Annotated in this window: 16 protein-coding genes; 10 read left to right on the top strand and 6 right to left on the bottom strand. The window is 44.1% G+C overall.

All coding sequences use genetic code 11. From position 1 onward, the window contains the following. Positions 1-36 precede the first annotated feature (36 nt). From rpoZ to I3B46_RS01320, 5 genes are all read left to right on the top strand, one after another. The gene (rpoZ, locus tag I3B46_RS01340; RefSeq protein WP_004262665.1) at positions 37-312 is read left to right on the top strand and encodes a DNA-directed RNA polymerase subunit omega; all 276 of its coding nucleotides are present in this window, start codon (positions 37-39) and stop codon (positions 310-312) included. Positions 313-331: 19 nt separating this feature from the next. After that, entirely contained in the window at positions 332-2,449 is a 2,118-nt protein-coding gene (gene spoT, locus I3B46_RS01335) for a bifunctional GTP diphosphokinase/guanosine-3',5'-bis pyrophosphate 3'-pyrophosphohydrolase (protein ID WP_004923698.1), read from the top strand. Positions 2,450-2,451: 2 nt separating this feature from the next. Further along, on the top strand, positions 2,452-3,165 hold the full coding sequence (trmH, locus tag I3B46_RS01330; protein ID WP_040132696.1) for a tRNA (guanosine(18)-2'-O)-methyltransferase TrmH: 714 nt from the start codon (positions 2,452-2,454) through the stop codon (positions 3,163-3,165). 10 nt (positions 3,166-3,175) lie between these two features. Further along, a complete protein-coding gene (recG, locus tag I3B46_RS01325) occupies positions 3,176-5,257 on the top strand; it encodes an ATP-dependent DNA helicase RecG (RefSeq protein ID WP_004923694.1) in 2,082 nt (693 codons plus the stop codon). Between the two features lie 75 nt (positions 5,258-5,332). Next, complete coding sequence (locus I3B46_RS01320; RefSeq protein ID WP_163761897.1) at positions 5,333-5,881, top strand: NADPH-dependent FMN reductase; 549 nt, start codon at positions 5,333-5,335, stop codon at positions 5,879-5,881. A gap of 88 nt (positions 5,882-5,969) precedes the next feature. Here I3B46_RS01320 and gltS read toward each other — a convergent pair whose 3' ends face one another. Next, positions 5,970-7,184: a sodium/glutamate symporter gene (gene gltS / locus I3B46_RS01315; protein WP_004923688.1), complete on the bottom strand. Its 1,215-nt coding sequence runs from the start codon at positions 7,182-7,184 to the stop codon at positions 5,970-5,972. 235 nt (positions 7,185-7,419) lie between these two features. On the opposite strand from gltS, the gene I3B46_RS01310 reads away from it, so the two are divergent. Beyond that, complete coding sequence (locus tag I3B46_RS01310; protein ID WP_004923685.1) at positions 7,420-8,802, top strand: uracil-xanthine permease family protein; 1,383 nt, start codon at positions 7,420-7,422, stop codon at positions 8,800-8,802. A gap of 114 nt (positions 8,803-8,916) precedes the next feature. Beyond that, positions 8,917-10,686 carry an AsmA family protein gene (locus I3B46_RS01305; protein ID WP_104873057.1) on the top strand — a complete coding sequence of 590 codons (1,770 nt, stop codon included), beginning with the start codon at positions 8,917-8,919 and terminating at the stop codon, positions 10,684-10,686. Positions 10,687-10,735: 49 nt separating this feature from the next. Here the strand turns inward: I3B46_RS01305 and fabY are convergent, their stop codons facing one another. The 4 genes from fabY to I3B46_RS01285 all read right to left on the bottom strand — a co-directional run bounded on the left by fabY (position 10,736) and on the right by I3B46_RS01285 (position 13,806). After that, the gene (fabY, locus tag I3B46_RS01300) at positions 10,736-11,659 is read right to left on the bottom strand and encodes a fatty acid biosynthesis protein FabY (RefSeq protein ID WP_004923676.1); all 924 of its coding nucleotides are present in this window, start codon (positions 11,657-11,659) and stop codon (positions 10,736-10,738) included. Positions 11,660-11,681: 22 nt separating this feature from the next. After that, on the bottom strand, positions 11,682-12,119 hold the full coding sequence (gene dtd / locus I3B46_RS01295) for a D-aminoacyl-tRNA deacylase (protein WP_004923673.1): 438 nt from the start codon (positions 12,117-12,119) through the stop codon (positions 11,682-11,684). A 60-nt stretch (positions 12,120-12,179) separates the two neighbouring features. Continuing rightward, the gene (yihX, locus tag I3B46_RS01290) at positions 12,180-12,794 is read right to left on the bottom strand and encodes a glucose-1-phosphatase (protein ID WP_004923670.1); all 615 of its coding nucleotides are present in this window, start codon (positions 12,792-12,794) and stop codon (positions 12,180-12,182) included. Positions 12,795-12,885: 91 nt separating this feature from the next. Continuing rightward, positions 12,886-13,806 (bottom strand): LysR family transcriptional regulator, encoded by a 921-nt coding sequence (locus I3B46_RS01285; protein WP_072502595.1) that lies wholly within the window; start codon positions 13,804-13,806, stop codon positions 12,886-12,888. Between the two features lie 270 nt (positions 13,807-14,076). On the opposite strand from I3B46_RS01285, the gene I3B46_RS01280 reads away from it, so the two are divergent. The 3 genes from I3B46_RS01280 to abgT all read left to right on the top strand — a co-directional run bounded on the left by I3B46_RS01280 (position 14,077) and on the right by abgT (position 18,461). Then, complete coding sequence (locus I3B46_RS01280) at positions 14,077-15,402, top strand: M20 family metallo-hydrolase (protein WP_088498881.1); 1,326 nt, start codon at positions 14,077-14,079, stop codon at positions 15,400-15,402. Further along, positions 15,395-16,843, top strand: a complete 1,449-nt coding sequence (locus I3B46_RS01275; protein ID WP_004923660.1) for a M20 family metallopeptidase — start codon at positions 15,395-15,397, stop codon at positions 16,841-16,843. The genes I3B46_RS01280 and I3B46_RS01275 overlap by 8 nt, the downstream gene beginning before the upstream one ends. 88 nt (positions 16,844-16,931) lie before the next feature. Further along, positions 16,932-18,461, top strand: a complete 1,530-nt coding sequence (abgT, locus tag I3B46_RS01270) for a p-aminobenzoyl-glutamate transporter (protein ID WP_014657002.1) — start codon at positions 16,932-16,934, stop codon at positions 18,459-18,461. 502 nt (positions 18,462-18,963) lie between these two features. Here abgT and typA read toward each other — a convergent pair. Beyond that, positions 18,964-20,787 (bottom strand): ribosome-dependent GTPase TypA, encoded by a 1,824-nt coding sequence (typA, locus tag I3B46_RS01265; protein WP_004923655.1) that lies wholly within the window; start codon positions 20,785-20,787, stop codon positions 18,964-18,966. Positions 20,788-21,012: the final 225 nt, after the last annotated feature.

Here is a 21,012-nt window from a genome sequence, read left to right as displayed (position 1 = left end):
AGGTCATTTTTTTATTTCTTTTGGAGTAGCACATTTATGGCACGCGTAACGGTTCAAGACGCTGTAGAAAAAATTGGTAACCGCTTTGACCTTGTACTGGTCGCGGCTCGTCGAGCTCGTCAGTTGCAAACTGGCGGTAAAGATCCTTTAGTTCCTGAAGAAAACGATAAATATACAGTTATCGCACTACGTGAAGTAGAAGAAGGTTTAATTAACGGTCACATACTGGATGTACGTGAACGTCAAGAACAGCAGGAGCAAGAAGCGGCTGAAATGCAAGCAGTTTCTGCTATCGCTGAAGGTCGTCGCTAATTACTAAGGTGGGTCTGCCTTGTATCTGTTTGAGAGCCTAAATCAAGTAATTCAGAAGTATCTTCCCGAAGAACAGATTGAATTACTGAAAAAAGCCTATGTTGTCGCACGGGATGCCCATGAAGGACAAACCCGTTCAAGTGGTGAGCCTTATATTACTCATCCCGTTGCTGTGGCCTGTATTCTTGCCCAAATGCGTTTGGATCATGAAACATTAATGGCAGCGCTACTTCATGATGTCATTGAAGATACTCCAGCGACATTTCAGGATATAGAAGAGCTATTTGGCACCATAGTTGCGGGGCTTGTTGAAGGTGTGTCTAAATTAGATAAACTCAACTTCCGCGACAAAAAAGAAGCTCAAGCAGAAAACTTCCGCAAAATGATCATGGCGATGGTTAAAGACATTCGCGTCATTTTGATAAAACTGGCAGACCGCACTCATAACATGCGCACGCTTGGGTCGCTTAGGCCTGATAAGCGTCGGCGCATTGCAAGAGAAACGCTGGAAATCTACAGCCCTCTTGCGCACCGGTTAGGTATTCACCATATCAAAACTGAGCTAGAAGAGCTCGGCTTTGAGGCGTTATATCCAAACCGTTATCGCGTTATTAAAGAAGTGGTCAAAGCCGCCCGTGGCAACCGTAAAGAGATGATCCAAAAAATCCTCTCTGAAATTGATGGTCGCCTTACTGAAGCGGGTATTCCCTGCCTAGTCAGTGGCCGAGAAAAACATCTTTACTCTATTTATCGTAAAATGCACCTTAAAGAGCAGCGTTTCCATTCCATTATGGATATTTATGCGTTTAGGGTGATCGTAAAAGATGTTGATACCTGCTACCGCGTCCTCGGGCAGATGCATAACCTCTACAAACCACGCCCCGGTCGTATTAAAGACTATATTGCCATCCCCAAAGCCAATGGTTACCAATCACTGCACACGTCATTAATCGGCCCACATGGTGTTCCCGTTGAAGTGCAAATTCGCACTGAAGACATGGATCAAATGGCTGAAATGGGGGTTGCAGCCCATTGGGCATATAAAGAGCAAGGCGAACAAGGCACTACCGCTCAAGTTCGTGCTCAACGCTGGATGCAAAGTTTACTTGAACTACAACAAAGTGCGGGAAGCTCTTTTGAATTTATCGAGAGTGTTAAGTCTGACCTCTTTCCTGATGAAATTTATGTGTTCACACCGGAAGGCCGTATTGTTGAGTTACCGACAGGCGCAACCCCAGTCGATTTCGCCTATGCCGTCCACACGGATATCGGTCATGCTTGCGTAGGTGCTCGGGTTGATCGCCAACCTTACCCACTTTCTCAGGCACTCACCAGTGGTCAAACGGTTGAAATTATCACTGCCCCTGGTGCAAGGCCGAATGCAGCTTGGCTCAATTTTGTTGTCAGCTCAAAAGCGCGAGCGAAAATCCGCCAATTATTAAAGAACCTTAAACGAGAAGATTCCATCAATTTGGGCCGTCGCCTATTGAATCATGCGCTCGGGGCGGGTTGTAAACTCAACGATGTGCCACAAGCGAATATCGATCTTGAATTAGCACGCATGAAGCTCAATTCAATTGATGACTTACTTGCTGAAATTGGTTTGGGTAATGCGATGAGCGTTGTTGTGGCGCGTAATTTACAAAGTAATCCACAGACTGCACCTGAAGATGAGCCTGTCGTGACGACACGCAATAAGCTCTCCATAAAAGGGGCTGATGGCGTTCTTATTACCTTTGCGAAATGTTGTCGCCCTATCCCAGGCGACCCCATTGTGGCTCATATCAGCCCCGGTAAAGGGCTTGTTATTCACCACGAGTCTTGCCGTAACATCCGTGGCTATCAAAAAGAGCCTGACAAATTTATGGCTGTAGAGTGGGATAATGATACCGATACCGATTTTATTGCTGAAATCAAAGTCGATATGATTAACCATCAAGGGGCCCTTGCCAATTTAACAGCTGCCATTAATGATGCTAACTCAAGCATTCAGAGCATGAATACCGAAGAAAAAGATGGGCGAGTTTATTGTGCCTTTATCCGCCTAACGACGAAAAATCGCGTTCAATTAGCCAACGTGATGCGTAAGATCCGGATCATGCCTGATGTGTTACGTGTTAGCCGGAACCGTAATTAACGATGAATGAACGCCGCTATCGCCGCATTTGCCAAATGATGGCGATGCGGCAACCCGATCTCACCATATGCCTTGAAGAAGTTCACAAACCCCACAACGTTTCAGCGATCGTACGTAGTGCAGATGCCGTTGGTATCCATACCATTCATGCTATTTGGCCTGACCAACAAGTTAAACTCTCTGTCTCTTCTGCTGCGGGCAGTAACAGTTGGGTCAATGTGATTTCACACCCATCAACAGAGGCTGCTATTAGCCAATTAAAATCACAAAACATGCAAGTGCTTGTCACCCATTTGTCTGAACAAGCCGTCGATTTTCGTGAAATTGATTATACTCAGCCGACCTGTATTATGGTGGGACAAGAGAAAAAAGGGATATCAGCAAAGGCGCTTGAGCTTGCTGATAAGCACATTATCATTCCAATGGTAGGGATGGTGCAGTCTCTGAATGTTTCTGTGGCTTCCGCCTTGATCCTCTATGAAGCACAACGCCAACGGCAGCTTGCGGGAATGTATTCTCGAGAAACCAGCCTTCTTTCTGAGCAAGAGCAGCAGCAGTGGCTATTTGAAGGTGGCTATCCCGTCCTTGCAGAGGTTGCCAAACGTAAAGGCCTACCTCGCCCCTATATTAATGCACAAGGGCAAATAGAGGCTGAAGAGTCTTGGTGGGCACAGATGCAGTTAACCGAAAAAATGAAAAAACGACAGTTAGGTTAAGGAAGGAATAATGAACAGTGGGCTGCTTGATACCATTTCACTGACGACTCTACACGGCGTAGGGGCTAGCCAATCGGAAAAATTAAGCAAGATAGGCCTAAATACCGTTCAAGATTTATTGCTGCATCTTCCACTTCGTTATGAAGATCATACTCGCCTTTACCAAATCCGCGATCTTTTACCGGGCACAACCGCGACTATCGTTGGTGAAGTGCTCCAAACAAAAGTGGTGTTTGGTCGTAAGCGAATGATGACCTGCTTAATTACCGATGGTACAGGGAATTTAACATTACGTTTTTTCAATTTTTCTGCTGCCATGAAAAATAGCTTAGCAGAAGGCCGCCATGTTATTGCATATGGTGAAGTCCGTCGTGGCAATACTGGGCCTGAAATTATTCATCCTGAATATAAAGTATCCCAAGATACCTCAAATATCTCACTGCAAGAAAACCTAACGCCCGTTTACCCTACAACCGAAGGGGTAAGACAAGCAACACTGAGAAAGTTAATTGAACAGGCTTTGAAGCTGTTAGAAGGGGGGCAGATCAAAGAGTTGCTACCGGAAGAGCTTAGTCGTGGCTTAATCAGCCTCCCAGACGCGATCCGCCTTTTGCATACTCCACCCCCTGATGTGGCATTAAGTGAGCTTGAGAAAGGGCAGCACCCGGCTCAAAAACGTTTGATATTAGAAGAATTGCTCGCACACCATTTAAGCATGTTAGCCATTCGAGCCGGTCACCAACGCCTCTATGCTCAACCAATGGTGATCACAGGTCAATTAAAGAGCCAATTTTTGGCAAGCCTACCGTTTACCCCAACCCATGCACAAATACGGGTTGTCGGCGAGATAGAGCAAGATCTGATTAAAGATGCACCGATGATGCGCTTAATTCAAGGTGATGTTGGCTCAGGAAAAACTCTGGTCGCGGCTCTCGCTGCATTATCTGCCATTGAAAATGGCAAACAAGTGGCTTTAATGGCTCCCACCGAGATTTTGGCTGAGCAACATGCCAATAACTTCAAATTATGGTTTGAGCCTTTAGGCATCAATGTGGGCTGGCTTGCAGGGAAACAAAAAGGTAAAGCGCGCGAGCAGCAACAAGAGGCTATCGCCAAGGGTGAAGTGAGTATGGTTGTTGGTACACATGCCCTGTTCCAAGAGCATGTGACGTTTAAAGCTCTTGGACTGGTCATTATTGACGAGCAGCACCGATTCGGTGTTCACCAGCGCCTCGCTCTACGTGAAAAAGGTGAACAACAAGGTTTTCATCCTCACCAACTTATCATGACCGCAACGCCTATCCCTCGCACACTGGCGATGACCGCTTATGCCGATATGGATACCTCTATCATTGATGAGCTGCCTCCTGGACGAACTCCGGTAACGACAGTCGCCATTCCAGATACACGGCGTAAAGATATTATTGAACGTGTCAGGCAAGCTTGTATTGATGAAGGACGCCAAGCCTATTGGGTATGTACTTTGATTGATGACTCCGATGTATTAGAAGCACAAGCGGCACAAGCGACGAGTGATGAATTAGCATTAGCGCTACCTGAATTGAAAGTGGGATTAGTACATGGACGCATGAAACCGGCTGAAAAGCAAAGCATTATGGCGGCATTTAAAAATAATGAGATTCAGCTACTAGTTGCAACTACCGTTATCGAAGTGGGTGTTGATGTTCCAAATGCGAGCTTAATGATCATTGATAACCCTGAACGGCTTGGCCTAGCCCAATTGCACCAATTAAGAGGACGTGTTGGTCGCGGCGCAGTCGCTTCCCACTGTGTGCTTCTCTATAAAACACCGTTGACCCATACGGCAAAACAGCGGTTACAAGTACTGCGTGATAGCAATGATGGTTTTGTTATTGCTCAAAAAGATCTGGAAATTAGAGGCCCCGGGGAGTTATTAGGTACTCGGCAAACGGGGAATGTCGATTTTAAAGTCGCCGATTTGTTACGTGACCAATATATGCTGCCTGAAGTACAACGTATCGCGCGCCATATTCAGCAGAACTATCCTGAAAATGCCAAATTAATTATTGAAAGATGGCTACCTGAACGCGAGCAATACAGCCAAGCTTAATTCAATCATAACTCGATAAATACCTTAATATTTATTGTAAAAATTAAAAGTCATAGCAACAAGGGATAGTGGAACATGAAGATACAAATCTTAATTGGTAGTGTTCGACAAACACGAATAGGACCTCAGATAGCACGCTGGGTTAAGGATGTCGCCGAGAAAAAATACCCTACTGAAATCCTTGATCTCAGAGATTGGCATTTACCAATGGATGATGAGCCCTATCTCCCCGCCGAAGGAATATATACCCAAGAGCATACCATTGCTTGGAGCAAAAAAATCGCTGAAGCCGATGCTTATATTTTTGTTTTCCCACAATATAACTGGGGCTATCCCGCTGCACTAAAAAATGCGATAGACCATTTGTATAAAGAGTGGAACAACAAACCTGCCTTAATGGTCAGTTATGCCAATCTAGGTGGAGGAAAAGCTGCGGAGCAGTTGCAACAAGTGTTGCAAGGCATTCATATGCGTACTACAGAATCTCATTTAGAAATTAAACTCTCTGAAGTTAATTTCTCACCTTCCAACAGTGATGCCTCTTACCCTGAAACACTTTGCCACTATGAAAATGCGCTAATTTCAGCGCTAAATCAGCTGAGCCTGTTGCACACATCACGCTAATTGCATCATTTTGTACCCTATAAACGAAAATTGCCGTGAATAAATTCACGGCAATACCTGCTATTTACCTTTATATATTTTTTATCTGTTATCCAGCCACTGATGGGAATACGGGTAACATTAGATATAGTTTGATCACAATCGCGTTAACGATATCAATAAAGAATGCGCCAACCATTGGAACAACTAAGAATGCAAGATGTGATGGACCAAATTTGTCCGTGACCGCTTGCATGTTCGCGATTGCTGTTGGCGTTGCACCTAGGCCGAAACCACAGTGCCCTGCCGCCAATATCGCCGCATCATAGTTTTTACCCATCACGCGGAAGGTAACGAAAATAGCATAACCCGCCATCACACAGGCTTGGACTGCCAAAATAATCAGCATAGGAATCGCTAAAGATGCCAGTTCCCACAACTTCAGGCTCATCAGAGCCATCGCAAGGAATAGGGAAAGGCTAACGTTACCAACAACAGAAACCGCGCGGTCAAACACGCGATAAAAGCCCGCTAAAGATAGGCTATTACTTAAGATAACCCCAACAAATAACACACAAACGAATTTAGGAAGTGCAAAGGCAGTATCTGCCAGTAAGCCAGCAATAAAACTCCCCGCCATCAAACAAATCGCAATTAATGCAATAGTTTCAATCAACACCATAGAGGTGATCATTCGGCCTGATTGCGGCTTCTCAAATGCTGTTGGTACATCTTTATCATCTTCAGCAGTGCCTGGCGTTGGAATATTACGGATTAAGAAACGTGCAACTGGCCCACCAATGAGCCCGCCAAGCACAAGACCGAATGTTGCACATGCCATCGCAACTTCAGTCGCACTCTGGAAACCATAGCTATCTGTAAAGATTTTACCCCAAGCAGCCCCTGTACCATGACCACCAGATAAAGTGATAGAGCCAGCAAGCAGCCCCATTAGCGGGTCAAGGCCAAGTAATTCGGCTAAGGCAATACCAACCGTATTTTGTACTAATAGTAAACCTACAACGACAAAAATGAAAATAAACAGTGCTCTACCACCAGCTTTCAAGCTGGCTAAGTTTGCGTTTAAACCAATCGTGGCAAAGAATGCCAACATCATAGGTTCTTGTAATGAAAGGTCGAAAGACAAGCTCCAATCAAATACTTGCTTGATCACCAATAAGCTAAAAGCGACCAGCAACCCGCCTGCAACAGGCTCCGGGATAGTATATTTTTCGAGGAAAGGAACTGATTTTACAAGCTTACGTCCGAGCAATAGCACAAGGGTAGCAGCCACAAGCGTACCGTAGACATCGAGATGATACATTTATGTACCTCGTCTGTTGTTAATATTATTTAAAACTAGTAAGACGTTAATTTCTTCCTTAAAACGCCAAAAGCAGGTTCCTGAATTAGAAAAAAAATCGGAGATAAACACAAGTTAAAACATATAAAAATGTGACATTCCTTATCTAACTATAAAGAAATATTTTTCGCGCAAACGATTGCTTTTTTATGTGGTCGCTTTACAATGCGTTTTTTGTTGGCAGAGAAATACCAAAATGACCACCGAAGCATCTCAAAGACAGGCCGTTGAAGTCGAGCCAAAAAGTGAACTCATTTACCGTTTAGAAGATAGGCCACCACTCCCTCAGGCGTTGTTTGCTGCGGGTCAGCACCTTCTCGCCATGTTTGTGGCCGTCATTACCCCCGCAATGCTTATTTGCCAGTCATTAGGGCTACCCGCCCATGATACACAGCGCATTATCAGTATGTCACTGTTTGCTTCGGGTATTGCTTCCTTAATTCAGATCCGTGCTTGGGGGCCTGTTGGCTCCGGGCTATTATCTATCCAAGGCACCAGTTTTAACTTTGTTGCACCTTTAATTATGGGGGGTGTTGCACTCAAACAAGGTGGCGCTGATATCCCCTCAATGATGGCGGCACTGTTTGGCACACTGTTGGTCGCAGCACTCACTGAAGTTGTTTTATCGCGTTTTCTGCATTTAGCTCGTCGAGTGATTACCCCATTAGTATCTGGCGTGGTAGTCATGATCATTGGGCTGTCACTGATCCAAGTCGGTCTGACTTCTATTGGTGGCGGGCACAGCGCAATAACTGATAATACCTTTGGCTCCCCCGATTATTTGCTACTGGCAGGTATTGTGTTGGCTGTCATTATTTTACTCAATCGCCAAAAAAACCCTTACTTACGCGTCGCCTCTTTGGTGATAGCTATGGCAATCGGCTATCTTGCGGCTTGGTGGATGGATATGCTTCCCACAACTCAAGACACCGATAGCACACAATCCGTGATCACCATACCTGAACCTTTCTATTATGGATTATCCTTTGATTGGAACTTGCTGATCCCACTCATGCTCATTTTTATGGTGACCTCTTTAGAGACAATTGGCGATATCACCGCGACCTCCGATGTCTCCGAGCAACCTGTGCGCGGCCCCATTTATATGAAGCGAATTAAAGGCGGAGTGTTAGCAAATGGTTTGAACTCCATGGTATCTGCTGTATTTAACACCTTCCCTAACTCCTGCTTTGGCCAAAATAATGGCGTGATCCAGCTTACTGGCGTGGCAAGCCGCTACGTGGGTTATATCGTTGCTTTAATGTTGATCCTATTAGGGGTATTTCCTGCTGTCGCCGGCTTTGTTCAACAAATTCCTGAGCCTGTTTTAGGCGGTGCCACCATTGTGATGTTTGGTACGATTGCAGCTTCTGGTGTGCGTATTGTTTCCCGTGAACCCCTCAACCGCCGTGCAATTATGATTATCGCCTTATCGCTTGCGGTCGGTATGGGGGTTTCACAACAGCCACTTATTTTACAATTTGCCCCTGATTGGCTGAAAACACTCTTTTCATCCGGTATTGCCGCAGGGGGTTTAACCGCAATTGTTCTGAATTTAATTTTCCCTCACGAAAAGTAACCTGTCATTTACCGCCAGAGTTGAATACACTGGCGGTTATTCTGTATTCTATCTTGATAATTTATCCATCAGCGCATTTACCCATCAGTCCAATTATGGAGGGGCAGATAAACCATGAGGTGGTTAACCAAGCTCATCATAGCGCTTCTGCTACTGTTCTTACTCGCCGTGATATTCACCTATGCAGGGTTGCAAACACGCTGGGGTGCATCCTACGCTAGCCATTTTTTAAGTAAATTCACCGATTTTGATATTGATGTTGGTATCATGGGGCATGAGTTTTCGAATGCGGGTGAATTTGTTTTCCAAGACGTAAAAATCGCTTCGCGTAATCAAGACATGACACTGGATGCGAAACAAATTGTTGTCGATGTTAATTGGCGGAATCTGTTTAGCGGTACCGCAATTCGTCGCTTCGTGATCACGCAAGGTAATTTAGCCGCGACGACCTCAGAAACGTCAACGCCAATTCCATTGAGTGCAAATATCCTCCAGTTTGAAAATAGCAATATCCAGCTAAACCAAGCAGAAAATCGCCTTCAAGTTTCTGGGTTCACAGGTGGCATCACACCATGGCAGCCAACCACAAACCATCCGTTTGGTTATGGTGATTTCCGCTTCACCACTAAACAGTTAGATATCAATGAATTGCCCTTAAAAAATGTTGCAATCACAGGGAAGCTTCAAGAGAATTTCACTGAATTTACCGATGCCAGCGGCTATCTTAATAATGGCTACATCACAGGCTCAGGAAAAGCATTAGCAGACGGTTCTATCACCATTAATTCTTTAGCGATGGATAAAGTTGGCTGGCAAAATAGCATTCCCTTTGACTCATTGCGTGAAGCAATCGAGAGCCAACGCACTATCTCATTAAAAAATGTTGCGCTAACTAATGTTGATCTCCAAGGTAAAGACTGGGCAATCTCAGGGCTTAATACTGAAATTGACCATATCAACTGGGTGAGGGGAAGTTGGAGCAGTCCTAAGAGCCATATTAACTTTACTGTTAATCAATTGGTTATCAAGGATCAACAGGTCGATACCCTGATTGGTGATCTCAATATTCAGGGCGATAACCTCAACATTGAAAAGCTTTCAGGTTATTACTATAAAGGGGTATTTAGCCTTAATGGTGTGTGGCAACGTAACGACCAAACCCTTACCCTCAATGACGCAAAACTAGCCGGTATTTTATACACTCTGCCTGAAAATTGGTTGCAATTTTTCAGTCAACCTTCTCCTAATTGGCTATCAGGGCTGACTATCAAACAGTTTACCCTATCTCAATCATTGCTTATGAATATCGACTCTCGTTTCCCATTCGAATTGACTGCGCTCAGTGGCAACGTAGAAAATGTGAGTCTTATTAAGCAAAAACAGTGGGGAATTTGGAGTGGTAAAGCCTCATTCAATGCAGATAGCGGAACGGTTAATCAAGTTATGATACGCCGGCCTTATATGGATTTACGCCAAAGTGGGCAAGCCTCTGCTGCGGCTTCATTAACTGCCAGCACTGATAAAGGAGTTGTGAAGGTAGGTCTATTGGTGAAGCAGTCACCTAAAAAAGTGCCATTTTTACTGCGAGCTTCAGGTACGAATGTCGACCTTTCCGTCCTAAATCAATGGGGCTGGCAAGGCTTTCCACCTCAAGTCATTGGCGATTTTGATACATCACTACAAGGGGATTTATTAGCGCCATCCTTAGCAAAAAGCGTAAATGGTGAATTAGTCGCTACTCCACTGCAAGGGAAGCAAATGTATCGGACTGTGGTGAACGGTGTTGTTACCTCTTCTGTTGAGAGTGATGCGCCCCCTACCGAGTCACAACCTGTGGGCTCTCTACCAACGAACGATCAGCTCCCAGCGCTACTTACGCAATAATAGAAAGGCAGGCCAATCATCTCATTGGCCTGCCTCTCAATCGCTATCATCAAGATGATTTTATGGTCTTTTCCACCGGTAAAACCATATAGACACCGCTAAATACTGCTCCAACCTCACTGTTCGCGCCACTGACGGCTACCTCAAGTTTCACTCTCGCTTTACTTCCTCTTGCGAGACGGTCAAGGTCGCCACTCATATGTGACATATCGGCAACGGCTGTTGGCCTGCCACTAACAGGCTTGCTATAACGAATGCTGGCATCCACTAAGACAATATCACCACCGAGTTGGTGCTCTTGCATGAGTAGCCAAATCAAACCCCATCCCGTTAATGTTGCCAGTGAAAATTGGCTACCTGCAAAAATTGTTTCATGGGGGTTTTGGTTACCCGCTTCAGGCATCGTGGTAATAAATTTTTTCCCTGTATATTGTTCAATACGAACACCCATTTTTTCACTTAACGGGATATATTTATACCACGCTTGTTGCAGTTCGCCACACCAATCGGGTCGATGGAGGATTTGATCGAGGGTTTCAATCGGTTTAATCATTAAATAGTGGCGAACGGGTGTTTTCAGTTCACCAGCGATAAGGCCACGACTTTCAAAGCCGATCTTACTAAAGAAAGGAACGGCCTCTTCCCGAACACTCGATACAATGCGTTTTACACTTTCTTGTCGCGCAATGGACTCTAGGGCCATCAAGATGAGTTTACCTAAACCTTTACCTTGCATCACAGGATTAACAGCAAGAAAGCGGATCGCGCCTTCATTATCGGCATTAATATAAAGCCGCCCGATCGCTAAAATACGGTTTTTATCATCAACGACCATTTGATGATAAGCAGTAAGATCATAACCATCTTTCTCAGAACCAAGAGGCTGATTAAAGGGTTTACGTAACATCTCCCAGCGGAACTGGTAATAAGCATCAAACTCAGCGTCATCTTTAGGTGCACGCAGATGGTACATAGTCTCCCCCTAAATAGTTGAATCAGACTTGCAACCAGAAAGTCACAGGACCGTCGTTGGTCAGGCTGACTTGCATATCCGCGGCAAATTGCCCTGTTTCAGTGATCACACCTTGTTGGCGACTCTGTTCAACAAAATATTCATATAGCTGTTCAGCGCGTGCAGGCTCTGCTCCCCCTGAAAAGCTGGGTCTCATCCCTTTTTTCGTATCTGCTGCCAATGTAAATTGCGAGACAACTAACAAATGACCGCCAGCTTGTTGAACATTCAGGTTCATTTTTCCCTGTTCATCACTAAAAATTCGATAACCAAGTACTTTCTCACACAGCCGTTTTGCTTTTTGTTCGTCATCATCTTTTTCAACGCCGAGTAAAACAAGTAACCCAGAACCGATTTGACCAACAACTTGCTCATTCACAACGACTGCTGCATGAGCGACTCTCTGTATTAATGCAATCATGGTAACTCTATAAAAATATGGAGTAACGGTTTAGGTTACTCCACGGTGATAACTCATTAATTATTCGACTTCAGCGTTGAAGTCATAAGTACGAAAATATTCAGGTACAGTGTCTTTGTTAACGACATGAACACCTTTGATACCTAGCGCTTCGGCAGCCTTAATATTGTCCTCAACATCATCAAAGAATATGGCATCTGCCGCGTCAAACTCTTCAGATTCCAGAACATATTGGTAAATGGCTGGATCAGGTTTGCGCATCCCCAAGTCTTGAGAGAGGTAGAGGAAATCAGAGGAGGCTGCAATTTCAGGGTAATGTTCAGGCCAGTAATCAAGGTGTAGGCGGTTGGTGTTAGATAAAACAACAACACGATGCCCTTGCTCACGTAGGCGCTCCATTATATCAATAACTTCTGGGCGCACCGACATAAAGATAGCGTGCCAGCCTTCCGCAAACTCTTCAAAACTGAGTGTAATGCCGAGTTCTTCGCATAGCATTTCAGCAAATTCAATATCTGAAATTTTGCCACACTCATGTTGTTGGAAGATATTCCCAAAAGTAAACCGTGATTTGATCTGCTCAGAAGGCGTACCGCTCAGCTCTGACCATTTATCAAAAACACGATTAAAGTCGATATCAATAATCACATTACCCATATCGAAGATATACAGCATACCGTTTCCTCGTTGTTATTAACTAAATTCACTTTAATCATAATTCATACAACTGAACAGCCCTAATTGCAGATTATTTGTTGTTTTTTTATTAATAAAGGGTGCTATCGTCTCTATCATGACAATAGATTCGAAACAGTCGAGCTAGATGCTCCCCTGCTGGCGACAAGGTATGATCCCGCCGTTGCACCAGCGCAAAAGTTGCATAAGGCAATTTTTCAGCCAAATCTAGTGCGATAAATTGCTGGTCAAATAAAGGGTCATCAATTGTATCAACAGAGACAATCGTCAAAAAATCGCTTTGTGCCACCAAGCTCATGCAGCCAATTAATGTTTCACATGTCACACTAAAGCTCATTGGTCTCTCCATTCTGGAGAACACTTCAGAAAGCTGCTTATAATAAGTGCCTTTCGGTGTCGGCATTGTCCAGTCACAATTTGCTAATTGCTCTAATGACGTAGCATGCCTCATCGGGTGATCTTTACGCATGATCACCTTATATTCTTTGCGCATTAACCTTTCAAAATTAAATTCAGCATCCAAACTACCGGGGTAATAAGTATTCACCGTAAAATCTAATTCACCTTGGCGTAATTGCGGCAACATCGTCAATAATTGCCCTTCCATGATACGGATCTTGATATTGGGAAAGTCACGATGAAATTGAATAATGACTTTTGGCATCACTGAACGTGCAATACTCCCTGCGACACCAATATTAATCGTACCGCTGGATAACCCAATGCGCTGCTGTATTTCCTCTTGCCCTACACGTAACTCTTCCAAAATAATACTGGCACGACGTAAAAAACTTTCTCCACAATCCGTTAAATAGATCCCTTGATTACTACGAATAAATAATTTTGCTCCCAAAGAGCTTTCTAATTCACGAATGGATTTGGTCAATGCTGGCTGAGAAAGCTGTAAAAAACGGCTTGCCGCCCTAATGCTGCCATGGCGACTCACTTCAACGAATGCCCTCAATTGATTCAACTTTATTGGCAAAGCCATATTAGCCCCTGATAACCATTAATTATATAGACAAAGATAATCGTATCTTTTTTACCCTATTTTGATTGTGTACAGTCAACTTTTGATAATAACAAATAATTAACATAACTACTTATTAACTATTTTTTAATTATTAAAACAATCAAATGCAGCATATTAAATTAGTTTAAAAATATTAAATAAAATTTAATTTTATTTAAATTGAATCGTTCTGGGTATTTATACCGAGCCACTCCCACTTTGTCGTGATAACTAAAAGAGATAACAATTATGGAGATTTCTTTAAATAACGCTATTGGATCCATCACACATCAATTACAAATTTGGCGGCGTGATTTTCATCAATATGCCGAATCCGGTTGGTTTGAATTTCGAACTGCAACATTAGTTGCTGATGAGCTGGACCGCCTCGGCTACCAATTACAACTAGGAAAGGAGGTCATCAACGCTGAAGATCGCATGGGGCTTCCCTCACCACAGCAATTGGCAGAGCAAGAAAAACGAGCCATTGAGCAAGGCGCGCTAACCAAATGGCTTCCCTATTTTTCAGGAGGATTTACGGGGATCGTTGCGACGTTAGATACGGGTAAACCGGGGCCTACACTGGCGTTTCGTGTTGATATGGATGCGTTAGATCTGAATGAAGATCTCACTGAGCAGCATCGTCCACACGCAGAAGGCTTCTCTTCTTGTAATGCCCATATGATGCACGCCTGTGGTCACGACGGTCATACCGCCATTGGCCTCGGTTTGGCACATATCTTGAAGCAATTTCAAGCACAACTGACTGGTCGTATCAAAATTATTTTCCAGCCTGCCGAAGAAGGAACCCGTGGAGCAAAATCAATGGCAACCGCTGGTGTTGTGGATGATGTCGATTTCTTTGTCGCCATACATATCGGCACTGGAGTGCCTAAAGGGGAATTAGTGTGTGGCAGTAAAAGTTTTCTTGCGACCACTAAATTTGATGTCACTTTTCAAGGGAAAGCCGCACATTCAGGAGCAAGACCAGAAGATGGCAAAAACGCATTAGTTGCCGCCGCTCAGGCCACACTGGGTCTATATGGTATTCCTCGGCATAGTGAAGGTAGTTCTCGTATCAATGTTGGTGTACTCAATGCAGGAATTGGACGTAATGTCATTGCTGATCACGCATTAATGAAAGTTGAGACGCGCGGCGAAACGAATGATATTAATGCGTTTATGTATCAAAAAGCCCTCAATATCATTGAAGGTGCCGCCAAAATGCAAGATGTTGAGTTCAACATCAAATTAATGGGCGCTGCACAAAGTAGTCATCCTAGCCCGCAATGGGTCGATTTCATTATGCGTCTAGCACAGAACAATATTCCTGAGCTGACTTCCGTTATTAAAGATAAACCTCAAGCAGCAGGTTCAGAAGATGCAACCTACTTTATGGAGCGCACCAAAGCACTTGGTGGGCAAGCAACCTATATGATTTTCGGTACTGAGCTTAGCGCAGGGCATCACAATGAACGTTTTGATTTTGATGAAGATGTTATGCCTGTTGCCGTCAAAACCTTAGCCACTATTGCGCTTTCGCTACCTGAATTTGGAGATCACCCTAATGAGTAACGCATTCACATCATTCATCAATCATTATATTGAACAGAATCGCGCACGTTTCACCCAATTAAGCGATGCGATTTGGGATCATCCAGAAACCCGTTTTGAAGAGACCTTCTCGGCTGGGCTACTCGCTGATGCACTGGAGCAAGAGGGCTTTACTGTAGAAAGAGGGGTGGGCGATATTGATACCGCATTTATTGCCAGCTTTGGCTCCGGCGCCCCTGTGATAGCGCTGCTGGGTGAATTCGATGCGCTTGCTGGTTTAAGTCAGCACTCCGCTTGTAGCCATCCTAGCCCCGTTATTGAAAACGGTAATGGTCACGGTTGTGGGCATAATTTATTGGGAACTGCCGCATTAGCTGCCGCCTTTGCCGTAAAAGCTTGGATAGAGGAAAACCAACTACCAGGTACAGTACGTTTCTATGGCTGTCCGGGTGAAGAAGGCGGCTCAGGTAAGACTTTTATGGTAAGAGAAGGCTTATTTGATGATGTAGATGCGGCGGTAACATGGCACCCTGAATCATTTAGTGGTGTTTTCAATGTTCAATCCCTCGCCAATATTCAAACTGCATTTCGCTTCAAAGGCATTGCAGCACACGCGGCAAACTCTCCACATTTAGGCCGTAGCGCACTTGACGCGGTTAGCCTAATGAATGTTGGTGTTCAATTTTTACGTGAACATATTATTCAAGAAGCGCGCATCCACTATGCAGTCACGAATACGGGAGGCGCTTCCCCTAACGTCGTTCAAGCAGATGCCGAAGTTTTGTATCTGGTTCGTGCACCACAGCTAGACCAAGCTCAAGATATTTATCAACGAGTTATTGATATCGCTAAAGGCGCAGCTTTAATGACTGGTACACAATTAGAGATCCGACTCGATAAAGCATGCTCAAATTATGTTCCTAATCGCACTATTGAAAAAGCGATGTATCAGCATATTACCCATTACGGTATTCCTGAATACAGCGAGCAAGAGCGCCAATTTGCAGAAGAGATCCATGCCACCTTAACCAAAGATGATTTGCACAACGCAAAACTGAATGCCGCGCGTAGTGGTGGTGAACAAGCGATAAAATGGGGTGAGCGCCAAGGTAACAAGGCTCTGACGGATGAAGTTTTACCCTATGTTGAATCAAAAGAACTGATGTATGGCTCAACGGATGTGGGGGATGTCAGCTGGGTCACACCAACGGCACAATGCTTTAGCCCTTGCTTTGCATTCGGCACACCTCTGCATACATGGCAATTGGTTGCGCAAGGAAGAACATCTATCGCCCATAAAGGCATGCTATTAGCAGGGAAAATTATGGCAGCTACCGCCGTTGATCTACTCACAACACCGAACTTACTCGCTCAAGCAAAAAGTGAGTTCCAACGTCAACGTGCTCAACAACCTTACCACTGCCCAATTCCCCCTGACGTTAAGCCGTCTAAATTGCAGTAATTTTGTATTGGCGGGTCAATAACAATCACAAATCCCGCCATCAAGACCATAAAAATAACAATAATTGCAAATACATAGGAAAAACATCATGAGCCAAACCACAACATCAATGAATAAGAGCCCAGGTGCTATTTTTCGTTGGATAGAGCGTGTTGGGAATAAAATACCAAACCCTTTCATTCTTTTTGTCTATCTTCTGGCGATCTTAATGGTCGCTACGGCTATCCTTTCTTGGTTTGATTTATCGGTAAAGAACCCAGCTAACGGCGAACTCGTTTCCGTAAAGAACCTATTGAGTGTCGAAGGCATACAGTGGATTTTACCTAATATTGTCAAAAACTTCAGTAGCTTTGCTCCATTAGGCGCCATCTTAGCGCTCGTCATCGGGGCAGGACTCGCTGAAAAAGTGGGTTTATTACAAGCCTTAATGTACAAGATGGCATCAGGGATTAATAAACGTTACGCCAGCTATATGGTATTATTTATCGCCTTTTTCAGCCATATTTCATCAGATGCCGCTTTGGTGGTTATGCCCCCTTTAGGTGCATTAATTTTTATTGCGGTTGGTCGTCACCCCGTCGCGGGTCTACTCGCGGCTATTGCTGGCGTAGGCTCCGGCTTTACCGCTAACCTCCTGATTGTTACAACGGATGTTTTACTCTCTGGGATCAGTACGGAAGCCGCCATGATCATCGACCCTAACTTACATGTTAGTGTCATTGATAACTGGTATTTTATGGCTACATCCGTCATCGTCTTAACGATTGCAGGTGCCATCTTAACGGATAAATTTATTGAGCCACGGTTACCAAAGTGGGAAGGCACTTCTCATGACCGCTTAGAAAAATTAACCCCATTACAAAATCGTGGGTTATTAATGAGCGGGCTCTCGGCATTAATATTTATTGGACTCGTCGCATTAATGGTTGTACCTGAAGGTGCACCACTTCGTGACCCACAGACAGGCTCGGTGATCCCTTCACCATTTATTAAAGGTATTGTGCCTGTCATCATTATTTTCTTCTTTGTCGTCTCAATTACTTATGGTATTTCGACCAAGCAAATTAAAAAACCAAATGATATTCCTGACCTATTAGTTGACCCCATGAAAAGCATGGCGGGCTTTATTGTCATGGTTTTCCCTCTGTCTCAGTTCGTTGCGTTTTTCAACTGGAGCAACATGGGGAAATTTATGGCGATTGGCTTGACTGATTTACTCGAAAATTTAGGAATGACAGGCGTGCCTGCCTTTATTGGTTTGATGTTTTTATCTGCATTCTTATGTATGTTTATTGCCAGTGGCTCCGCAATTTGGTCTATTTTAGCGCCAATATTTGTGCCAATGTTTGTGCTGTTAGGCTTCCACCCTGCTTTTGCACAGATAGTCTTTCGTATCGCTGACTCCGCGGTACTCCCACTTGCACCGATGTCTCCATTCTTACCTCTATTTTTAGGGTTTCTACAGCGATATTACAAAAATGCCCAGCTTGGTACTTATTACACCTTAATTCTGCCTTACCCACTAGTTTTCTTTGCAGTATGGATATTGCTGCTCGTCGGTTGGTACTATGCCGGTTTACCAATAGGGCCAGGGGTTTATCCTCAACTGACACCTTAATAAGTCACCCATTACCTTTAAAATTTACTGTATCAATAGAAGGTGGGATAGCTTCCCGCCATCCTCTTACCCTACCGTACATACAGCGCTGTATGCACGGTAGTTTGTACTTATTCCGCTCAGGTCGTCACACATGTGTGTCGCTAATAATTTCGTTACTGTTCGTTTATCGCGCCTAACAAAATTAAGGTAATTTTGGGAAGAGCTTTCCTTCTCCACGCGCGATGACTGATTATTCGTTATATCTACTCAAGTTGCAGTGTGATAATAGATATCACTCAGAACTGATTGATTTTACGAACGTAAATATCCTTCCGAAATGTGTTTATCTCGTGCGATAGTTTGGAATTAATATGATGGGAATGAGAGGCTTTGAATATGTCGGCTAGCTCACTATTTATACTAGCCCCATAACAGCAAAGTCCTAACCTTTTAGGCTAGGACTTTGTTAGCAATCTGAAAGCGCCCAATGAGCGCCTTCAGCAAGAAGAATAACTAAAAATTAGTCTTCTTTTGAACGGTTCGCACGGCGACGATCGTTTTCAGTTAAGTGACGTTTACGCAGACGGATAGACTGTGGAGTCACTTCAACTAATTCGTCATCATCAATAAACTCTAGTGCTTGTTCCAAAGTCATTTTAATTGGTGGTGACAAGGTTGTCGCTTCATCCGTACCAGACGCACGCATGTTAGTCAGTTTTTTACCTGTTAAGCAGTTCACAGTCAGGTCATTTGAACGTGAGTGAATACCAATGATTTGGCCTTCATACACTTCTGCACCATGACCTAAGAATAGCTTACCGCGGTCTTGTAGGCTGTACAGGGCGTAAGCAACTGCTTTACCTTGACCATTCGAGATCAATACGCCATTTTGACGACCACCAATTTCGCCTGGGCGAACATCATCGTAGTGGCTGAATGTTGAGTACAGCAAACCCGTACCTGACGTCATCGTCATAAATTCAGTACGGAAACCGATCAAACCACGGCTTGGGATAACATAATCAAGACGTACACGGCCTTTACCATCTGGCATCATGTCACGTAGGTCACCTTTACGCTCACCCAACGCTTTCATGACATCACCTTGGTGCTGCTCTTCAACGTCTAAAGTCACTTGCTCAAATGGCTCTTGTTTACGGCCATCCACTTCACGGAAGATAACTTTTGGACGAGAAACACCTAACTCAAAGCCTTCACGACGCATGTTTTCGATCAGAACTGACAAGTGCAATTCACCACGACCGGAAACTCGGAATGCATCTGGATCTTGAGTTTCTTCAACACGCAATGCCACGTTGTGCACTAGCTCTTTGTTCAAACGGTCAAGGATCTGACGTGAAGTCACATATTTACCTTCACGACCACAGAATGGTGAGGTGTTAACACAGAAGAACATGCTCACGGTTGGTTCGTCGACCGCCAATGCTGGTAACGCTTCAACATTACCCACATTACAGATAGTGTCTGAAATGTTTAGTTCACCTAAACCCGTCAGAGCAACGATATCACCTGCTTCTGCATGTTGAGAATCAATACGTTCTAAACCTAAGTGAGTCAGAACTTTACCGATTTTACCGTTACGTGTTTTGCCTTCGCTATCGATAACTGTCACTTGTTGGTTTGGCTTAACAGTACCACGTTTGATACGACCAATACCGATAACACCTAAGTAGCTGTTGTAATCTAGTTGTGAAACTTGCATCTGGAAAGGCCCTTCCAGATCAACTTTTGGTGGCTCAACATATTTGACAATTGCTTCATAAAGCGGGGTCATGTCTTCTGCCATATCTGTATGGTCAAGACCCGCGATACCGTTTATTGCTGACGCGTAAACGATAGGGAAATCAAGCTGTTCATCCGTTGCGCCTAAGTTAACGAATAAATCGAATACTTGGTCAATAACCCAATCAGGGCGTGCACCAGAGCGGTCAACCTTATTGATAACAACAATCGGTTTTAAGCCATTATCGAACGCTTTTTGGGTAACGAAGCGTGTTTGTGGCATAGGGCCATCAGTGGCATCAACCACCAGCAGAACGCTGTCAACCATTGACATAACACGCTCAACTTCTCCACCAAAGTCGGCGTGACCTGGGGTATCTACGATGTTGATGCGATAGTCATTCCATTTGATAGCGGTATTTTTGGCAAGGATAGTAATACCACGCTCTTTCTCCAAGTCATTGGAGTCCATAACACGCTCATCCACAGTTTCACGTTCACCGAACGTGCCTGATTGCTGCAATAATTTACCAACCAGTGTTGTCTTGCCATGGTCAACGTGAGCGATGATGGCGATATTTCTTAAGTTTTGAATTGACAAGGATTTTTACCGTTTAATTGACAGGAAAGGAATATGCTTTATAGAGCCTAACTATAAAACTGCAAAATAGGAAGCATACTTTCTACGTTAATTTGCTGTTATTTTACACGTTTTTCCGCGCAAGTGGAATAAATGTGAATTTCATCACTGTATAAAAAGTTTTTAACTAAAAAACATTTAGTTGCGTAACAACTACGGAATATCTCAAAAAATAACTGGTATCAA

The organism is Providencia sp. 2.29 (genome assembly GCF_015832305.1).
GTDB classification, from domain to species: Bacteria; Pseudomonadota; Gammaproteobacteria; order Enterobacterales; family Enterobacteriaceae; genus Providencia; species Providencia stuartii.
Note: the sequence above shows the minus strand (reverse complement) of the source record. Positions and strands in the feature narration are given on the sequence as shown.

What these genes read in the sequence shown, in the direction of transcription:
- recG (WP_004923694.1), top strand. Translation starts at nt 3,176, where the DNA reads ATGAACAGTGGGCTGCTTGATACCATTTCACTGACGACTCTACACGGC.
- rpoZ (WP_004262665.1), top strand. Translation starts at nt 37, where the DNA reads ATGGCACGCGTAACGGTTCAAGACGCTGTAGAAAAAATTGGTAACCGC.
- yihX (WP_004923670.1), bottom strand. Translation starts at nt 12,794, where the DNA reads ATGCTGTATATCTTCGATATGGGTAATGTGATTATTGATATCGACTTT.
- I3B46_RS01280 (WP_088498881.1), top strand. Translation starts at nt 14,077, where the DNA reads ATGGAGATTTCTTTAAATAACGCTATTGGATCCATCACACATCAATTA.
- I3B46_RS01320 (WP_163761897.1), top strand. Translation starts at nt 5,333, where the DNA reads ATGAAGATACAAATCTTAATTGGTAGTGTTCGACAAACACGAATAGGA.
- gltS (WP_004923688.1), bottom strand. Translation starts at nt 7,184, where the DNA reads ATGTATCATCTCGATGTCTACGGTACGCTTGTGGCTGCTACCCTTGTG.
- I3B46_RS01285 (WP_072502595.1), bottom strand. Translation starts at nt 13,806, where the DNA reads ATGGCTTTGCCAATAAAGTTGAATCAATTGAGGGCATTCGTTGAAGTG.
- I3B46_RS01310 (WP_004923685.1), top strand. Translation starts at nt 7,420, where the DNA reads ATGACCACCGAAGCATCTCAAAGACAGGCCGTTGAAGTCGAGCCAAAA.
- dtd (WP_004923673.1), bottom strand. Translation starts at nt 12,119, where the DNA reads ATGATTGCATTAATACAGAGAGTCGCTCATGCAGCAGTCGTTGTGAAT.
- fabY (WP_004923676.1), bottom strand. Translation starts at nt 11,659, where the DNA reads ATGTACCATCTGCGTGCACCTAAAGATGACGCTGAGTTTGATGCTTAT.
- I3B46_RS01305 (WP_104873057.1), top strand. Translation starts at nt 8,917, where the DNA reads ATGAGGTGGTTAACCAAGCTCATCATAGCGCTTCTGCTACTGTTCTTA.
- abgT (WP_014657002.1), top strand. Translation starts at nt 16,932, where the DNA reads ATGAGCCAAACCACAACATCAATGAATAAGAGCCCAGGTGCTATTTTT.
- trmH (WP_040132696.1), top strand. Translation starts at nt 2,452, where the DNA reads ATGAATGAACGCCGCTATCGCCGCATTTGCCAAATGATGGCGATGCGG.
- I3B46_RS01275 (WP_004923660.1), top strand. Translation starts at nt 15,395, where the DNA reads ATGAGTAACGCATTCACATCATTCATCAATCATTATATTGAACAGAAT.